The organism is Duganella vulcania, assembly GCF_009857655.1.
Classification (GTDB): Bacteria; Pseudomonadota; Gammaproteobacteria; order Burkholderiales; family Burkholderiaceae_D; genus Rugamonas; species Rugamonas vulcania.
In genome coordinates, this window is the sequence record NZ_WWCX01000080.1 from 1 (window position 1) to 15,746 (window position 15,746).

Here is a 15,746-nt window from a genome sequence, read left to right on the forward strand (position 1 = left end):
GTTCCGCATCTTCGTGCACCACCGAGATCGAAATCGTCGTGCCGAAGGCCAGTGCGGCGCCCCTGTGCAGCGTGTCGCTCCCGCGCCATGCGCAGGCGGTCACACCCGCCACCGCGCCGCCGGCGGCCCCGGCCGGCGCCGTCGAGGCGCTGTCGCTGCCGCAGCAGGTCGACCATCACGAGCGCGAGCTGATCGTGCAGGCCTTGTCGGCGGTGGACGGCAACGTCGCGCTGGCGGCGGACAACCTGATGGTGCCCCGCAAAACCCTGTACGACAAACTGAAGAAATACCAGATCGCCGCCGGCCGCAAATAGTCGGGGCGTAAAAAAACCGGCCGCTTGGGGCCGGTTCTTCTGGTGAGGCTGAAGCTTACTTGGCTGGCGCCGACGCCTCTGGCGCAGCGGCCGCGGGGGCTGGTGCCTGAGGTTCCTTGAACGAGGCGCCGCCCTTGTTGGCCATGTAGACCACGGCGCGGGCCACTTCCACGTCATCCAGATCCGGGTTGCCGCCTTTGGCCGGCATGGCGCGCAGGCCTTCGATGGCGTGCTTGACGATGGTGTCATAGCCCTGGGCGATACGCGGGCCCCAAGCGCCGGCATCGCCGAACTTGGGAGCGCCGGCCGCGCCGCTGCCGTGGCAGGCTGCGCACGTCGAGGTGTAGATGGCTTCGCCGGTCTGCAGCACTTTAGGTGCGTTGGAATCTTTCAGCGTAAAGCCGGCGTCGGCGACGGGCGCGATGCGGGTGGCGACTTCTTCAGCGGCTTGGCTATTGGAGCCGGCGCCGGTCAACTTGTCCGTGGTGACGTACTGCACCAGCAGGATGATACCGATGACTACAACACCAAAGAAGCCGACGACGGCAGCAACCAGCTGCTTAGGCGTCCTGATGGGGGATTCGTGTTCGTTGTGTGCGTCGCTCATGATTTCCTTAACAGACTAATTTCGAAGCCGGGTGGCGAGAGAAGAAATGTATCAACCAGCTGCCTTGCAAAACCTTCACCAAACGGGCGATTATAGACTCAAAAATGCCTGCATGGAAACGCAAAGATGCTCAAAACGACACTTTCCATGGACGACTCTCGATAAAACCGGTATCCTACGGCACACCTCAGAAATTCCCCCAGCGCGGCTGTAGCTCAGTGGATAGAGTATTGGCCTCCGAAGCCAAGGGTCGTGGGTTCGATCCCCGCCAGCCGCACCAAAATTCCCCATATAAATCAATGATTTAACTATTGCATTGCTTGGCAATGTGATGCGTTGATGCGCGCGCTTTGACATACACGCTGTGCCAAAATTGTGTCAGTTGCGGCGTTGCGTTTCCGGCATTGTCCGCTTGCTCTTCAGCTTGCTTAGGGCAGCGAGCGAAATGATGGATCGACCCAATCGTGTGAGTTGTATTTGGTGGTAGTGTGGTGAAAAATGCAGCATTATCGTTAATGCACCGAATGCAATGACGATTTCATTTTAGGGAAGTCATCATGAGAAAACTGCCGCTCATCGCCATTATTGTTTTGCTTGCCTTAATCGTAGGCTACTTAGCGCTTGATCGGAGCGAGAAGAATGCAGCTCAGGAGCGGAGTAAGGCTTTCGACCAAAGCTTCGCCAAGTAGGGCGCGGCACAGACACCCCGGAGGGGCGGACAGACATGCCCCCCGGAGTTTCCCAAGTTTTAGTAGGTGTAGAACATGCGCTGGATTTCCTTGCTGTCGCTGGTCTTGGTCAGGGCCAGCATCAGCAGGATGCGCGCCTTCTGCGCATTCAGCGTGTCGGATACAACGAAGTCCAGCGCGTCGTCGTTAGCCTCGCCGTTGCGGGCCACGATGCCTTGGCCGACCCGGGCCGAGCGCACGATCAGCACGCCTTGCTTGCGGGCCGCGGTCAGCGATGGTGCAACCTTGGATGCCAGGCTGCCGTCGCCGACGCCGGCGTGGATGATGCCCTTGGCGCCAGCGGCCACCAGTGCGTTCAGCGCCACAGGGCCAACGTTGGCGTAGCCGTAGACGATGTCGACCTGCGGCAGCGAGTCGAGCTTGCTGACGTCGAACTCGGTGTCAACCGTGTGCTTGCGGGTGGACACATGGTAGAAGTACGGCTTGTTGCCCTGGATGTAGCCCAGCATGCCCAGCTCCGGCGTCTTGAAGCTGTCCAGCGTCGAGGTGTTGGTCTTGGTGACGTCGCGCGCGCCCTGGATCTGGTCGTTCAGCGTGACCAGCACGCCCTTGCCGATGGCTTCCTTGCTGGCCGCCAGCAGCACCGCGTTGTACAGGTTGATCGGGCCGTCGGCCGACAGCGCGGTGCCCGGACGCATGGCGCCGACCAGTACCACCGGCTTATTGCTCTTCACTACCATGTCGAGGAAGAAGGCGGTCTCTTCCAGGGTGTCGGTGCCGTGGGTGATGACGATGCCGTCCACATCCGGCTGCGCCAGCAGCGTGTTGACGCGCTTGGCCAGGGTCAGCCAATGCTCGTTGGTCATGTTTTCGCTGGCGATCTGGAATACCTGCTCACCCTTGACTTGCGCTACCTTGGCCAGTTCCGGCACAGCCTGGATCAGGCGGTCGACGCCGACGGTGGCGGCCGTGTAGCCGACCGTGGTGGTGCTGGTGGCGCCGCTGCCGGCGATGGTGCCGCCGGTGGCCAGGATGGTGACATGGGCCGTTGGCGCGGCATCAGCGGCGTGGACCGCAGGAACGGCCCCTGCCAGCAGCGCCAGGGCGCACAGCGCGGACATCAGACGGGAGGAAATAGGAACGAACATAAAGTCTCCAAAATAAATAAGTGGGATGAATAGGGGTTGGTCCCGAAAGAGGCAAACCCCGGTGGTGCTTTGTGGCTTAGAACTTGTGGCGGATACCGACCGACAGCGCTCGCGATCCATTGCCGGCAGCCGGCGTGCTGCCGCCGCTGGAGGCGTCGCCCACCACATTGGTGGCGGCCGATTCGTTGCGGATGGTGCCGAATGAGCTGTAGAGGTTGGTGCGTTTGGACAGCGCGTAGGTATAGCCCACCGCGAACTGTCGTCCGCCGCGCTCGGTCGAGGAACGGTCCTGCTTTTTCACGTACGAGGCCAGCAGCTTGCCCTGTCCGAGCGGCACCGAGGCACCCAGCAGGAAGTCGCGGAAGTCGCCGCCGAGGTCGTCCTTTTCGGTTTCAAACGCGGCGTGCACGGTCGCGGGGCCGAAGTTGTAGCTGGCGCCCAGCAGGACTTCTTTCAACGTATTGAACGACGTGACCTTCAGGCTGTCATAGGCCAGGGTTCCCACCAGCGGACCCGCGGTGTAGTCGATGGAAAAGGCGATGGTGCGGCCCAAGGTGCTGTCGCCCGGCTGTTCGCCGAATCCATACATCACGGTGGCCGACAGGCCGTTCAGCTTGGGCGTTGCATAGCTGATGGTGTTGTTGGTGCGTGCCGTGCCGATGCTCATCAGATTGGTGGCGGAGCCGGTGAAGCCGGTTTCAAACGGGTCGATGCCGTCCAGCGCGATGAAGATCGGGTTGCATTGACGGCCCAGGTTGACGGTACCGGCGCTGGTGGTCAGGCCGACATAGGCGTGGCGGCCGAACAGGGCGCCGTTCTGGCGCGCCTTGCCGGTGTCGAGATCGAGCCCGTTCTCCAGCACGAAGTGGGCGTTCATGCCATTGCCCAGGTCTTCCTGTCCCTTGAAGCCCAGGCGGCTGCCGGACTGCACGCCGGAGGCCAGCTTGGTGACCGAGCCCTCGGCGCCACCGGTTTCGCGGGTGATGCCCGCATCCAGTATGCCGTAGACGGTGACGCCGGATTGCGCCGACGCGGCGCCGGCTGCGGAGGCGATCAAGAGGCCAGCTACTAATGATTTTTTCATAAACGATCCAATAAGACTATGCGGTAGGTATCACGACGCGACCGAAATCGAGGATGCAGCGATCCCCGCCGGACCAAGGTTCGGGCTCGGTCAGCCGTGAAGTTAGCGATGGAGCGGCGCGCAAGCGGCGCCGCCAGACGGGCGTTGGTGGCGCTTACGTCAGGAAGGTGGCCTGCACGTTCGGGCGGGAATTACGTTGGTCATGTTGTTGTCTCCGTTTTATTTATAGTAAAAAGCGATTCGAAGCGGTGGCCGCTATCGAATATGCTTTTCACAACAGAGATAGCACTATCCGTGCCACGGGATCAGCAAGCCGGACTATTGAGCCAAATCATTGATTGGACGAGGGTTTTGTGGACGGGGTGGGACCTGACGCTGGTGTTGGAGTATGAATTGTCATACTCGCGCTTCGATCCGAGTATCAATTCTCGTTAGTGTCGCGGCAGCGACTTCTCCAGCGCTGGAAAGGTGACCGTGACTGCCAGCCCACGACCGTCCATGCCGGTGTCGAGACTGAGCGTGGCCCCGTGCATGGCCGCGATCCGGCTGACGATGGACAGGCCCAGTCCACTGCCGGGCGCCTTCGCGCCTGGCAGGCGGAAGAAACGTTCGAAGACCCGTTCGCGCATTGCCGGCGGTATGCCCGGCCCCGAGTCCGCCACGCGCAGATAGCTGTGGCCGTCGGCCTGGCCGCAGCTGACCACGATGCGTCCCGGCGCCGGGGTGTAGCGCGCCGCGTTGTCGACCAGGTTGCGCAACAACATGCGCAGGCTTTCCCGCTCGATCCGGCACGGTGCGTGCGCAACGTCCACCTGCAATTGATGGCCGGCCGCCAGGCTCTGCCAGTGAGCCTGCTCCTCGGTCAGCAGCGTCGCCAGGTCGGCCTGCTCCAGCGCCACGCCGTGGCTGTCCTGCGGGTCAAGGTGCGCCAGCGTCAGCAATTGATCGACCAGCCTGCTGGCGCGGTCCACGCTAACGTTCAGGCCGGCGATGAATTCGTCGCGTTCAGCCACGCTGCGCGCCCGTTGCATGACCTGCAGATTGGTCTTGATGGCCGCCAGCGGCGTGCGCAGTTCGTGCGCGGCGTCTCCGGTGAAGCGCTGTTCGTACTCCATGGTTTGCCGGACCCGGCCAAACAGCCGGTTGATCGCCAGCAGCAGCGGAAACACCTCGCTGGGTGCGCCCTCCAGCGGCACGTCGGCGAGGTCGTTGGGCGTGCGCGCGCCGACCTCGTCGGCGGATACCTGCAGCACCCGGAACACCCGGTCGATGCACAGCCAGATCGCCAGTCCGGCCAGTATCGCCAGCACCACGCCCAGGCCGCTGGCCTTGTAGAAAAAACGGGTGCTGATTTCGTCGCGGTGGCTGCTCGGCTCGGCCACCTGGATCTGTACCGTGCGGCCCGCGTTCCAGCTGGTATAGAGACGGCTGCGGTGGCCGCCCACCCGCGTCCACGAATATCCCTCCGGCGCATCGACCGCAAACGCGGTCGAGGGTGCGCCGCCGTTCTTGTAGAGCAGGCGCTGGCGCGCGTCGCGGATCTGGAACAGCAGGTAGCGATGGTGGTCCGGGCGTTCCGGTATCTTGAGGTCGATCGCCAGCGCGGTGCCGTGCTCTCGCGCCTCGTTCTCGGCCAGCGACAGCAGCAGCTGCGCCGTTTCCGCCAGCGATTGGTCGAACAGTTCCTGGCTTTCGCGCTGCGCCTCGCGGTAAACGATGAACGCGCTGCCGCCCCACAAGGCCAGCGTCAGGCCCAGCAGCACACCGAGCAGCAAGCGCCGCAGGGACCAGCGCGGCACGCTGGCCGTACTCATGCGCCTGCCTCCGGCGTGGGCTTGTCGATGCAGTAGCCGATCGCGTGCACCGTGCGGATCAGTGCGCGTCCCAGCTTCTTGCGCAGGTGGTGGATATGGACCTGGACCGCGTTGCTTTCCACTTCCTCGCCCCAGCTGTAAAGCTGGTGCTCCAGCTGTTCGCGGCTCAGCACCCTGCCGCTGTTTTCCACCAGCGTCAGCAGGATGCCGAATTCCCTGCTGGTCAGCGCCACCGGCCGCCCCGCCTGGGTGACCTGGCGGGCGGCGACATCGAGCACCAGATCGCCGTGCACCAGTTCTTCGCGCAGCCGGCCCGCCGCGCGCCGCGACGCGCTGCGGATCCGCGCCGCCAGCTCATCCAGATCAAAAGGCTTGACGATGAAATCGTCGGCGCCGCCATCCAGGCCGGCGATGCGTTCGGGGACTTTGTCGCGGGCGGTCACGATCAGAATGGCGCCGCCATAGCCGGCATTGCGCAGCGTGGTCAACGCCTGCATGCCGTCCTGTCCCGGCAAGCCCAGGTCCAGCAGGATGCAGCCATAGTCGTGCAGCCGCACCGCCGTGTGCGCATGTTCGGCGGACTGCACCCAGTCCACCGCATAGCCGGCCTGTTCCAGTCCGATCTGCGTGGCGCGCCCCAGTTGGGGATCATCTTCCGTGAGCAATATACGCATGTTGCGGTCTCGTCGTTTAGCTGGTGTCCAGCGTAGGCGGCAGTTGTTAAGAACTTCTTAATATCTGCTCACCACCATCATACGCACTGATCCCCTCCAAGGAAATTATTCCATGACGTTCCCTCCCTTTCCGGCCCGAGCGGCCTTGCTGCTGGCATCTCTGCTTGCCGGTCCAATCCGCGTCTGGAGCGCGGATGCCGTGACGCAGCTGCCGATGAGCGCCAAGCAGATCAGCCGGGCAGGCATTGTGACCGCGCCGGCGGTTGCGGCCCCGGCCGGCGCCGCAACGCCGGTCGGCAACGCCGTCGTCTTGACCGGGACCGTGGTGGCGCCAGCCGATGCGCTCGTTCTCGCCGTCGCGGCCGCCGGTGGGGTGGTACAGCAGGTGCACAGTGTTTCGCTGCAGCGCGTGCAGAGGGGAGCGGCGCTGGTCACCTTGTTCAGTCCCGCGTGGATGGAAACGCAGCGCGAATACGTCCAGCTGTCCACGCAGTCCCGCCTGGCGGCCGACAAGCAGCAGCGCGACGAAAGCCTGTTTGCCGAGGGCGTCATCGCGCGTGCGCGGGTGGAGGAAAGCCGCGCCGCCGCGCAGCTGGCCAGGCTGGCGGCCGATCAGCGGGCCCAGATGCTGCGCGCAGGAGGCTTGGGCGCGGCGGCCATCGCCGCGTTGTCGGCGGGCGCGCAACCGAGCCCGCTGCTGACCGTGCGTGCGCAAAGCGCGGGGACCTTGATCGAGTTGCCGGTCACCGTCGGGCAACAGCTGGACGCCGGCATGGCGGTGGCGAAGATCAGCCGCGATGGTCCGCTGTGGGTGGAACTGCAGGCGTCGGCCCAACAGATGTCGATGTTGGCGGTGGGGGATCTGCTTGAGGTCGCACAGTGCGGCCAGCTGCGGGTGATCGCGCTGTCGCCGCAGGTCAACAGCGCCAACCAGACAGCGCAGGTGCGCGCGCGCCAGCTGGAACCGACACCGTGCCTGAAAATAAATGCCTTCGTCGAGGCGCGGCTGGTCGCACCGCCGGCCCGGGGCGGGTCGCTGCTGGTGCCCGCCGCCGCGCTGGTGCGGCGCGGCGCGGCCAACTATGTCTTCATGCGGAACGCCAACGGGTTCCAGGCGGTGCCGGTCGTCCCTGGCGCGGCCGCCGGCGACCAGCTGTGGGTGCGTGGCGCGATCGCTCCCGGAGCACAGCTTGCGGTGCGGGGATTGGTCGCGCTCAAGGGCGCCTGGACGGGGCTGGGTGAGCCCGCCGCCGCGCAGGAGAAACCGTGATGCTGGGGCGGCTGATCGCTTTATCCCTGGCGCAGCGCCTGTTGGTGCTGGTGCTGGCGGTGTTGATGGTGGCGGCGGGCGTCAAGGCGGCCGGCGAACTGTCGATCGATGCGTTCCCGGATGTCTCCAGCACGCAGGTCAAGCTGATCCTGAAGGCGCCCGGCATGACGCCGGAAGAAGTCGAGGCGCGCATCGTCGCGCCGATCGAACAGGAGTTGCTGGGCATACCGCGCCAGGCCGTGCTGCGTTCGCAATCGAAGTACGCGATCGCCGACATCACGCTGGACTTCGAAGAGGGCACCGACGTCTATTGGGCGCGGCAGCAGGTCAGCGAACGGCTGGCCTCGGTGCTCAAGGACTTGCCGGCGTCGGTCAGCGGCGGGCTGGCGCCGATCACCACGCCGTTGGGCGAGATCTTCATGTTCACCATTGAAGGGCCGCTGTCGCTGATGGAAAAACGCACGCTGCTGGAATGGACGATCCGCCCCCAGTTGCGCAACATCGCCGGCGTGGCCGATGTCAATTCGCTGGGCGGCCAGGTCAAGAGCTTCGAGGTGGTGCCCGATCCGGCCGCGCTGGCGGCAAGGCGGATTTCGCTGGCGCAGTTGCAACAGGCGCTGGAGGCCAACAACCGCAGCGACGGCGCGGGCCGGCTCGGCAGCAACGAGGAATCCCTGCTGATCCGCAGCGATGCGGGCATCCGCACGCTGGCCGATGTCGGCGCCATCGTGATCGTCAACCTTGGCGGCGTTGCCGTCACGGTGGGGCAGGTCGCCACGGTGCGCGTGGGCCAATTGACGCGCTACGGCGCGGTAACGCAGGATGGCAAGGGCGAGGCGGTCGAGGCGCTGGTGCTGGCGATGCGCGGCGCCAACGCCCAGAGCGTGGTCGACCAGGTGCGGGCCAAGCTCGTCGAGATCGGCCGCTCGCTGCCGGCCGGCACCACCATCAGCACGTTCTACGACCGGGGCAACCTGGTCGAGCGCGCCGTCCAGACGGTCGTCAAGGCCCTGCTGGAAGCGACCCTGCTGGTGGTGGTGTTGCTGTATGTCTTCCTTGGCAACCTGCGCGCCGCCCTGGTGGTCGCCTGCATCCTGCCGTTGTCGGCACTGGGCACCTTCCTGCTGATGCGCCATTACGGCCTCAGCGCCAACCTGATGTCGCTTGGCGGCCTGGCGATCGCCATCGGCATGCTGGTCGACGCGGCGGTGGTGGTGGTGGAAAACATCGAGGCCCACAGCGGCAAGGCCCAGCCTGGCCTGTCGCGCCTGCATGTGATCTACCGCGCGGTGCGGGAAGTGGCGGTGCCGGTGACGGCCGGCATGGTGGTGATCATGATCGTCTTCCTGCCCTTGCTGACCCTGCAGGGACTGGAGGGCAAGCTGTTCGCGCCGGTCGCGCTGACCATCATTTTCGCGCTGGCGGCATCGCTGCTGCTGTCGCTGACCGTGATTCCGGTGTTGTCGTCGCTGCTGCTCAAGGCCCACCACGGCCCGGCGCCGCGCCTGGTGCAACGCATGGAGGCGGCCTACCACAAGCTGCTGGACCGGGCGCTGCGGCACGAGCGCCTGGTGGCGGGCGGCGCCGTGGCCGCGCTGGCCGTCGCCGCCGGCTTGTTCATGGTGGTCGGCAAATCGTTCATGCCGGTGCTGGACGAGGGCGACATCATCATGCAGATCGAGAAGCTGCCGTCAGTGAACCTGGCCGAGTCCGCGCGCCTGGACATGGCGATACAACGCAGCATCCTGGCGGAAGTGCCCGAGGTGCGGCGCATCGTGGCGCGGCTCGGCTCGGACGAGCTCGGCCTCGACCCGATGGGCCTGAACGAGACGGACACCTTCCTGGTCCTCAAGCCGCGGCCGCAATGGCGCAGCCAGAACAAGGAAGACTTGATCGACGCCCTGCGCAAGGCGACCGCCGACTTCCCCGGCGTGAACATCAGCTTCACCCAGCCGATTGAAATGCGCACCTCGGAAATGCTGTCGGGCGTGCGCGGCGATCTCGCGATCAAAGTCTACGGCCCGGATTCCGCGATGCTCGGGGCGCTGGCCGGGCAGATCGTCAGCGTGGTGCAGGCGGTGCCGGGCAGCGAGGATGTGCTCACCGTCAAGAACGAAGGCGTGCAATATCTGCAGGTCGATATCGACCGGCTGGCCGCCGGGCGGTTGGGCCTGACCGCCGAGCAAGTGCAGGCGGACTTGCGCACCCTGATCGAGGGCCGCGTGGCCGGCGTGGTGATCGAAGGCGGCAAGCGCTTGCCTTTGCTGATCCGTGGCGGCGAACAGCTTCAGCTGTCCTCCACCCTGTTCGGGCAGCTGCGCCTGCCGCTGGCCGACGGCGAGTCCGTGCCGCTCAGCCAGCTGGCGACGCTGCGCCACGTGGACGGCCCCGTCAAGATCGAACGCGAGAACAGCAGCCGCCTGGCCGTGGTGCGCGCCAACGTCCGGGGCCGCGACCTGGTGGGCTTTGTCGACGAGGCCAAGCTGGCCGTCGCCACGCGCGTCAAGCTGCCGGCCGGATACCGCCTGAGCTGGGGCGGGCAGTTCGAGAACCAGCAGCGCGCCGCGGCAAGGCTGGCGCTGGTGGTCCCGGTCGCGCTGGCGCTGATTTTCCTGCTGCTGTTCAGCACGTTGCACAGCGTGCGGCAGGCGTTGCTGGTCTTCGTCAACATCCCCTTCGCGCTGATCGGCGGCGTGGTGGCGCTGGCCGTCACCGGCGAATACCTTTCGGTGCCGGCGTCGGTCGGCTTTATCGCGCTGATGGGCATCGCGGTGCTCAACGGGCTGGTGATGATCACCTGCTTCAACCAGCTGGTGGCGCGCGGCATGGCGCTGCCGGAGGTGGTCAGCCAGGGCGCGCTGCGCCGCTTCCGGCCGGTGATGATGACCGCCTGCATTACCGGGCTGGGCCTGGTTCCGCTGCTGCTGGCCACCGGCCCCGGTTCGGAAATCCAGAAGCCGCTGGCGATCGTGGTGATCGGCGGACTGCTCAGCGCGACCTCGTTGACACTGATACTTTTGCCTCTGCTCTTCCGCCGCTTCGGCGTCAAGGGCCCGGCAGTTACCCAAGCAGGATAAAACATGCTGAAACAAATTTCCAACGATAGCTTGCTGACGCTGGCGATCCCGGCCGGCCTGGAAGAGGACGTAGTGGATTTTCTGCTGCTGCATCCGGAGTGGGCCACGGGATTCTCCGTGATCGCCGCGCAAGGCATGGGGCGGGGCGCGGTGCTGCGGTCGGCGATGGAGCTGGTGCAGGGCCGCAGCGCCCGCAGGCTGGTCCTGGTGGCCGGCGTTGGCGCCCATCTGCAATTGCTGCTGGAGGCATTGTCCAGCGAGATGCCCAGTCCCGACGTGGCGTACTGGTTGAGCCCGTTGACAGCCTGCGGGAGGCTCGCATGAAGTGCCGTCTTGCCAAACTGGCGCTGGCGCTGGCGGCGCTGGGCCATCCGGCTGCGTGGGCCAGCGCGCCGGCGTTGCCGCTCGCCGGCGATGTCCTGTTCGGCTTGCCGCGCGAGCAAACCGTGAGGGAGTTGCTGTCGCAATTGCCGCAGCTGCGCATCGGCGAACTCAACAACCAGCTTGCCGGGGCGGAGCAGGCGAAGCTGGCCGCCGGCCCCGGCGAATGGGTGGTGCGGGCAGGCATGAGCCAGCGCCGCGTGCTCGATGGAGAGCGCTATCGCGAGCAGGAACTGGCGCTCGAGCGCAGCGTCCGCTGGTTTGGCAAGGCGGAGCAGGACCGCGCGGTTGGCGAAAAAGGCGTGGCGCTGGCGGAGGCGCAACGGGCGGACGCCTGGCATGAGGCGGGCCGCGCGCTGATGCAGGACTGGTACGACGCCCTGAAGGCGCAAGCCACGCTGGAGCGCTTGAAGGAACAGCACGCCTTGTTCAAGCAGCTGAGAGCGATCGCCGAACTGCGCGTGAAGGCGGGCGATGGGGCGCGGCTTGAACTGATGCAGGCCGATACCGAATTACGGCGGGCGGACGCCTTGATCGAGCAGGCCGGCCTACAGGTGCAACATGCGCTGACCTTGATGGCCACCAATTATCCCGGCCTGCCGGCGCCGCGGCTGGACCAGGTGCCCGATCCGCAGCCGATGCCATTGCAGCGGCCGGATCAGCTTGCGCGCATCCTGGATGACAATCATGAGCTGGCATTGGCGCAGGTGGAGGCGCAGTGGTACGGCTTGAAAGCCAAGCGCGCCGCCAGCGAGCGCATGCCCGACCCGACGATTGCGGTGCGCGCCGGCCGCGAACGCGCCGGCCAGGAACGCACCATCGGCCTCACGCTGTCGATGGCCCTGCCGGGTGGCGCGCGCGGCGCCGAGAGCTCGGCGGCCTACCTCCGGGCGCGGATGGCGGAGGAGAGAGTGGCCCAGGTAAGAACCAAGGTCACGCTGGCGGCGCAGCGGGCCGTGACCGAGCAGGAATACAGCTACCAGGTATGGACCAGCCTTCGCGCGGTTGAACAGCAGAGCGACCGCCAGGCGCGCTTGATGGAGCTGGGCTACAAGGCAAACGAATACACGCTGGCCGAAGCGCTGCTTGGCCGCCGCCTCGCGATGGAGGCGGCGCTGGCATCCCAGGTGGCGCGGATCGCGGCCGTCGCCGCCAGCGCAAGGGTGCAGCTGGACGCCCATGCGCTGTGGGCGATCGATTAAGACTCCCGGTGCTCCGCGGCCGCCCGGCCGGCTGCCGGAGCTTCCGCATGGCTCCCTTGCCACCACCACAGCGCCAGCACCGCGAGCAGGAGCAGCAGCGCGGTGCCGGTGCGCAGCCCCTGTGCCTTGGCGCCTGGCGCGGCGTGCTTGCGTCCGGTGATCATCGATCTGGCGAGATTCTCGCGGTGGATAAAGCTGGCGACAAGCACGCCGGCGATGTGGACCAGCACCACGGCCAGCATCAGGTTGGCGATCAGCTCGTGCACCTCCTCCATCCATTCACCGGCCCGCTCGGTGTACAGCAGCCAGCCGGAACCGGCCAGCGCCATGGCTATCCCCAGCATCAGCACGATGGCCACCGCGCCGGCCGGATTATGGCCAGTGAAATGTTGGGGGCGTCCCTGCAGCATGGATTGCAGGTAGCTCAGCGTCGCCTTCGGTCCGCGCACGAAGCTGGCGAACCTGGCGTAGTAGGTACCGAAAAATCCCCACAGGATGCGAAAGCAGACCAGCGCCGCCATGGTGTAGCCCAGCGTGACGTGGACCAGGCGCCAGTTGTCCGCCTCGGCCGTCAGGTAGGCGCCGGCAAAGCTGAAGGCCATCAGCCAGTGAAATACCCGGACTGGCAGGTCCCAGACGCGAATTTGAGGGGGCGTGGCCCCGGAATGATTGTCGTTCATATGCTGCTCCCGTGTGTTGATTGCCTATCCCGCCGGACCGGATTGAGGACGGCACCGCGTTGGCATAAGCAGATCGTCGTCGCCGGATATTAAGGAATTCTGAACTGGCATGGCTTTGCGGGGTTGTCAATATTGCCACGCATGGGATTGCGATGATCCTCTTGTCCTTTATCAATTGCATCAGCCGCAGACTGTCTAGAATCGGCGCTTGAGTACGCTTATTTCGCAGCGGAAATTCGATGGAGGCGGCATGACCGGGACGGCTGGATCGCTTGGAAAGGGACGAGATCGGCAGCGGGGCGCCATCGCCATCGTGTTCGCCCTGATGCTGGTGGTCCTGGTCGGGTTCGTGGGCATGTCGCTCGACCTGGGGCGGGTATACAACCGCAAGCTGGATCTCCAGGCCCTGGCGAACGCCACCGCGCTCGCGGCGGCCCGCCAGCTCAACGGCACCTCGGGCGGCGTGACGAATGCGCTTGCCCAGGCCGCCAGCGCGGCGAGCACCTTGAAATACCAGTACAACCAGCAATCGATCAGCTGGAATAGCGCCGCGCTGTCGTTCAGCAGTGCAGCGACCGGCGGCTGGGTCGATGCCGGCTCCGCACAAGCCGCGCCCGACGGCCTGCTGTTCGTCAAGGCCGACACCGGCATGCTGGACGCCTCGCTGGCCACCATCAGCCTGGCGTTCATGCGCGCCCTTTCGGAGACGCTGGCATCGTCCAGCGTGAGCGCGACAGCGGTGGCTGGCCGCTCGACCATCAACGTCGCGCCGATCGCGGTGTGCGCGCTGTCCAACACCGCCGCCGCCGCACGGGTCAATCCAGGACCGCCCGCGTACAGCGAATTGACCGAATACGGTTTCCGGCGCGGTGTCGCTTACGACCTCATGCAGCTCAATCCCAATGGCACGGCGCCCGAGAATTTCGTTGTCGATCCGTTTGATCCGCCCGGTGTCTATGGAACGGCAGGCAACACGGCGCCTGGCGTAGTCGGCCCTTACGCTTGCACGGGAAAATTGGCGATCCCCAGGGTCACCGGCGCGCCGATCACGGTCGGCCGGCCATTTCCCCTGGCTTCGCTGGTCAACCAGCTCAATTCGCGCTTCGACCAATTCAGCGGATCGCTTTGCTCCTTTGCCACCGCGCCGCCGGACGCAAATATCAAGTCCTATGTCTACAACACCGCGATCTCATGGATGAGCACCACGCCCGGCGCCCAGGGCGCCGCCTCGACGACCAGCGGAGGCAAACTGTGGACGGTCGCCGATCCTCTGCCGGCCCTCGGGGGCACGACCGCGGCGATGTACGGCCCGCTGTGGGCCTATGCGCGGGCGGTCCCCTACAGCTCCTATGTGCCGGGAGCGGCGGAACCGGCCAACGGCTACACGCCCTTTAACACCAGCGTCTGGAGTTCGCTGTACAAGCCAGGGCTGCCGGTCGCCGCCGGCTCCTATCCGTCCGGGGTCTCGACGCCTTACACCACATTAAATGTCAGTTATTTCCAGGCGCCGGCCGCTGCCCACAAAGGTATCGCCAATCGGCGCGTGCTGAATGTGGCTTTATTGTCTTGTCCGGTAGCAGCGGGGACGACCACCACCGCCACCGTGCTCGGCATAGGTAAATTCCTGATGACCGTCCCCGCGACGGGGACCGCGCTTTTCGCTGAATTCGGCGGCCTGGCCACCGAGCAATCGCTGGGCGGCGCGGTGGAGTTATATCAATGAAACCCCGAGCAATGAAACCCCGAGCAATGAAACCCATGAACCGGACACCGGGGCGGCCCCGCGCCAGCCGCCAGCGCGGGATCGCCGCCATCGAGCTGGCGCTGATATTGCCGGTCCTTCTCATCCTGCTGGTATTCCCGCTCTTCTTCGGCCGGCTGTTCTGGCACTACAGCGTCATGGAGCGGGCAGCGCAGGATGCCGCCCACTATCTTTCCGTCATTCCGCTGAGCGAGATCAGGAATTCGGCGCGGGCGCCCGCCCTTGCTGCGGTCGCCAAGTCCATCGTGGATGCCGAACTGGCTGAGCTAGCACCCGGACCGGATGGGATTTTCGTGACGATCGGCTGCGATACGGCCCAGTGCGTAGGCTTCGCTACGCCCACGAACGTCAACGTAATCATCCAGCTGCGGGTGACGGACATCTTCTTTTCAAACGTGACGTTGATGACGATGCCGTTGATGGTCAACGTCAGCTATCCTTACGTGGGGAGATAGCCCCATGTCCCCACAACAAAAAATCCAGGAACAGGGCGGGGTGGTCGCCGTTGAGTTCAGCATGGTGCTGATGCTGTTTCTGATCATTGCCGTTGGCGTGATCGAATGCGCGCGGGCCATGTATCTGTTCAATACTTTGGAAATGGTGACCCAGCGCGCGGCGAGGCTGGCCGCCAATGCGGACTTTCGTGACCCCGCCGCCATAAACGCCGTGCGCCAGAAAGCCGTCTTCCGTGACGCCGCCGGCACCCTGCTGCTGGGCGACCCGATCACGGACGCGCATGTCCGCATCGACTACCTGGCGCTGACCTACGCGGGCGCGCCGGCGATGACCGAGATCCCGGCCGCGGCGCTGCCGGCGTGTACCGTCAACAACCGGATCACCTGCATGAAAGATCCCTACGACGCCAGCTGCATCCGTTTTGTGCGCGCGCGGATATGCGATCCCGCGGTCACGGCTACCTGCAACCACGTGCAGTACCAGACGCTGCTCTCACTGGTGAGCCTGCCGTTGAGTTTGCCAAATGCGACCGCCATCGCCAACGCGGAGACGCTGGGCGCCACGGTCGGCGCCGCGCCATGTCCGTGA

General features: G+C 65.3%; 15 protein-coding genes and 1 tRNA gene. 10 read left to right on the forward strand and 6 right to left on the reverse strand.

Features of this window, described 5'->3' with window-relative positions; translation table 11 throughout:
* On the forward strand, nt 1-314 hold a 314-nt coding region (locus tag GTP90_RS37145; RefSeq protein ID WP_308937322.1), incomplete at its 5' end, for a helix-turn-helix domain-containing protein.
* 55 nt (nt 315-369) lie between these two features.
* On the opposite strand, the gene GTP90_RS27490 is transcribed toward GTP90_RS37145, so the two are convergent.
* Nucleotides 370-921: a c-type cytochrome gene (locus GTP90_RS27490; RefSeq protein WP_161086494.1), complete on the reverse strand. Its 552-nt coding sequence runs from the start codon at nt 919-921 to the stop codon at nt 370-372.
* Between the two features lie 204 nt (nt 922-1,125).
* Here GTP90_RS27490 and GTP90_RS27495 point away from each other — a divergent pair.
* Both GTP90_RS27495 and GTP90_RS37350 read left to right on the forward strand, forming a co-directional pair.
* Nucleotides 1,126-1,201, forward strand: a tRNA-Arg gene (locus GTP90_RS27495).
* A gap of 277 nt (nt 1,202-1,478) precedes the next feature.
* Nucleotides 1,479-1,610 (forward strand): hypothetical protein, encoded by a 132-nt coding sequence (locus GTP90_RS37350; RefSeq protein WP_256369123.1) that lies wholly within the window; start codon nt 1,479-1,481, stop codon nt 1,608-1,610.
* A 59-nt stretch (nt 1,611-1,669) separates the two neighbouring features.
* Here GTP90_RS37350 and GTP90_RS27500 read toward each other — a convergent pair whose 3' ends face one another.
* The 4 genes from GTP90_RS27500 to GTP90_RS27515 form a co-directional block, all read right to left on the reverse strand.
* Nucleotides 1,670-2,758, reverse strand: a complete 1,089-nt coding sequence (locus GTP90_RS27500; RefSeq protein ID WP_161086495.1) for a type II asparaginase — start codon at nt 2,756-2,758, stop codon at nt 1,670-1,672.
* 76 nt (nt 2,759-2,834) lie between these two features.
* A complete protein-coding gene (locus GTP90_RS27505; protein WP_161086496.1) occupies nt 2,835-3,842 on the reverse strand; it encodes a porin in 1,008 nt (335 codons plus the stop codon).
* A gap of 431 nt (nt 3,843-4,273) precedes the next feature.
* On the reverse strand, nt 4,274-5,656 hold the full coding sequence (locus GTP90_RS27510; RefSeq protein ID WP_175048258.1) for a sensor histidine kinase: 1,383 nt from the start codon (nt 5,654-5,656) through the stop codon (nt 4,274-4,276).
* On the reverse strand, nt 5,653-6,330 hold the full coding sequence (locus GTP90_RS27515) for a response regulator (protein WP_161086497.1): 678 nt from the start codon (nt 6,328-6,330) through the stop codon (nt 5,653-5,655). Before GTP90_RS27515 ends, GTP90_RS27510 begins: the two co-directional genes overlap by 4 nt.
* A 385-nt stretch (nt 6,331-6,715) precedes the next feature.
* On the opposite strand from GTP90_RS27515, the gene GTP90_RS27520 reads away from it, so the two are divergent.
* Genes GTP90_RS27520 through GTP90_RS27535 form a run of 4 tightly spaced genes read left to right on the forward strand, consistent with a single transcriptional unit; the run spans nt 6,716 to nt 12,260 of the window.
* Entirely contained in the window at nt 6,716-7,600 is an 885-nt protein-coding gene (locus GTP90_RS27520; RefSeq protein WP_503826774.1) for an efflux RND transporter periplasmic adaptor subunit, read from the forward strand.
* Nucleotides 7,600-10,677: an efflux RND transporter permease subunit gene (locus tag GTP90_RS27525; protein WP_161086499.1), complete on the forward strand. Its 3,078-nt coding sequence runs from the start codon at nt 7,600-7,602 to the stop codon at nt 10,675-10,677. Before GTP90_RS27520 ends, GTP90_RS27525 begins: the two co-directional genes overlap by 1 nt.
* Nucleotides 10,678-10,680: 3 nt before the next feature.
* On the forward strand, nt 10,681-11,001 hold the full coding sequence (locus GTP90_RS27530) for a DUF3240 family protein (RefSeq protein ID WP_161086500.1): 321 nt from the start codon (nt 10,681-10,683) through the stop codon (nt 10,999-11,001).
* Nucleotides 10,998-12,260: a TolC family protein gene (locus tag GTP90_RS27535; protein ID WP_254452075.1), complete on the forward strand. Its 1,263-nt coding sequence runs from the start codon at nt 10,998-11,000 to the stop codon at nt 12,258-12,260. Before GTP90_RS27530 ends, GTP90_RS27535 begins: the two co-directional genes overlap by 4 nt.
* Here the strand turns inward: GTP90_RS27535 and GTP90_RS27540 are convergent.
* Nucleotides 12,257-12,940 (reverse strand): cytochrome b/b6 domain-containing protein, encoded by a 684-nt coding sequence (locus GTP90_RS27540; protein ID WP_161086501.1) that lies wholly within the window; start codon nt 12,938-12,940, stop codon nt 12,257-12,259. The two genes, GTP90_RS27535 and GTP90_RS27540, sit on opposite strands and share 4 nt — an antisense overlap.
* Nucleotides 12,941-13,190: 250 nt before the next feature.
* Here GTP90_RS27540 and GTP90_RS27545 point away from each other — a divergent pair, with 250 nt between their 5' ends.
* The 3 genes from GTP90_RS27545 to GTP90_RS27555 are packed head-to-tail and all read left to right on the forward strand — an operon-like array spanning nt 13,191 to nt 15,746.
* The gene (locus GTP90_RS27545; protein WP_161086502.1) at nt 13,191-14,663 is read left to right on the forward strand and encodes a pilus assembly protein TadG-related protein; all 1,473 of its coding nucleotides are present in this window, start codon (nt 13,191-13,193) and stop codon (nt 14,661-14,663) included.
* A 26-nt stretch (nt 14,664-14,689) separates the two neighbouring features.
* Nucleotides 14,690-15,157 carry a TadE/TadG family type IV pilus assembly protein gene (locus tag GTP90_RS27550; RefSeq protein WP_161086503.1) on the forward strand — a complete coding sequence of 156 codons (468 nt, stop codon included), beginning with the start codon at nt 14,690-14,692 and terminating at the stop codon, nt 15,155-15,157.
* A gap of 4 nt (nt 15,158-15,161) precedes the next feature.
* Entirely contained in the window at nt 15,162-15,746 is a 585-nt protein-coding gene (locus tag GTP90_RS27555) for a TadE/TadG family type IV pilus assembly protein (RefSeq protein WP_161086504.1), read from the forward strand.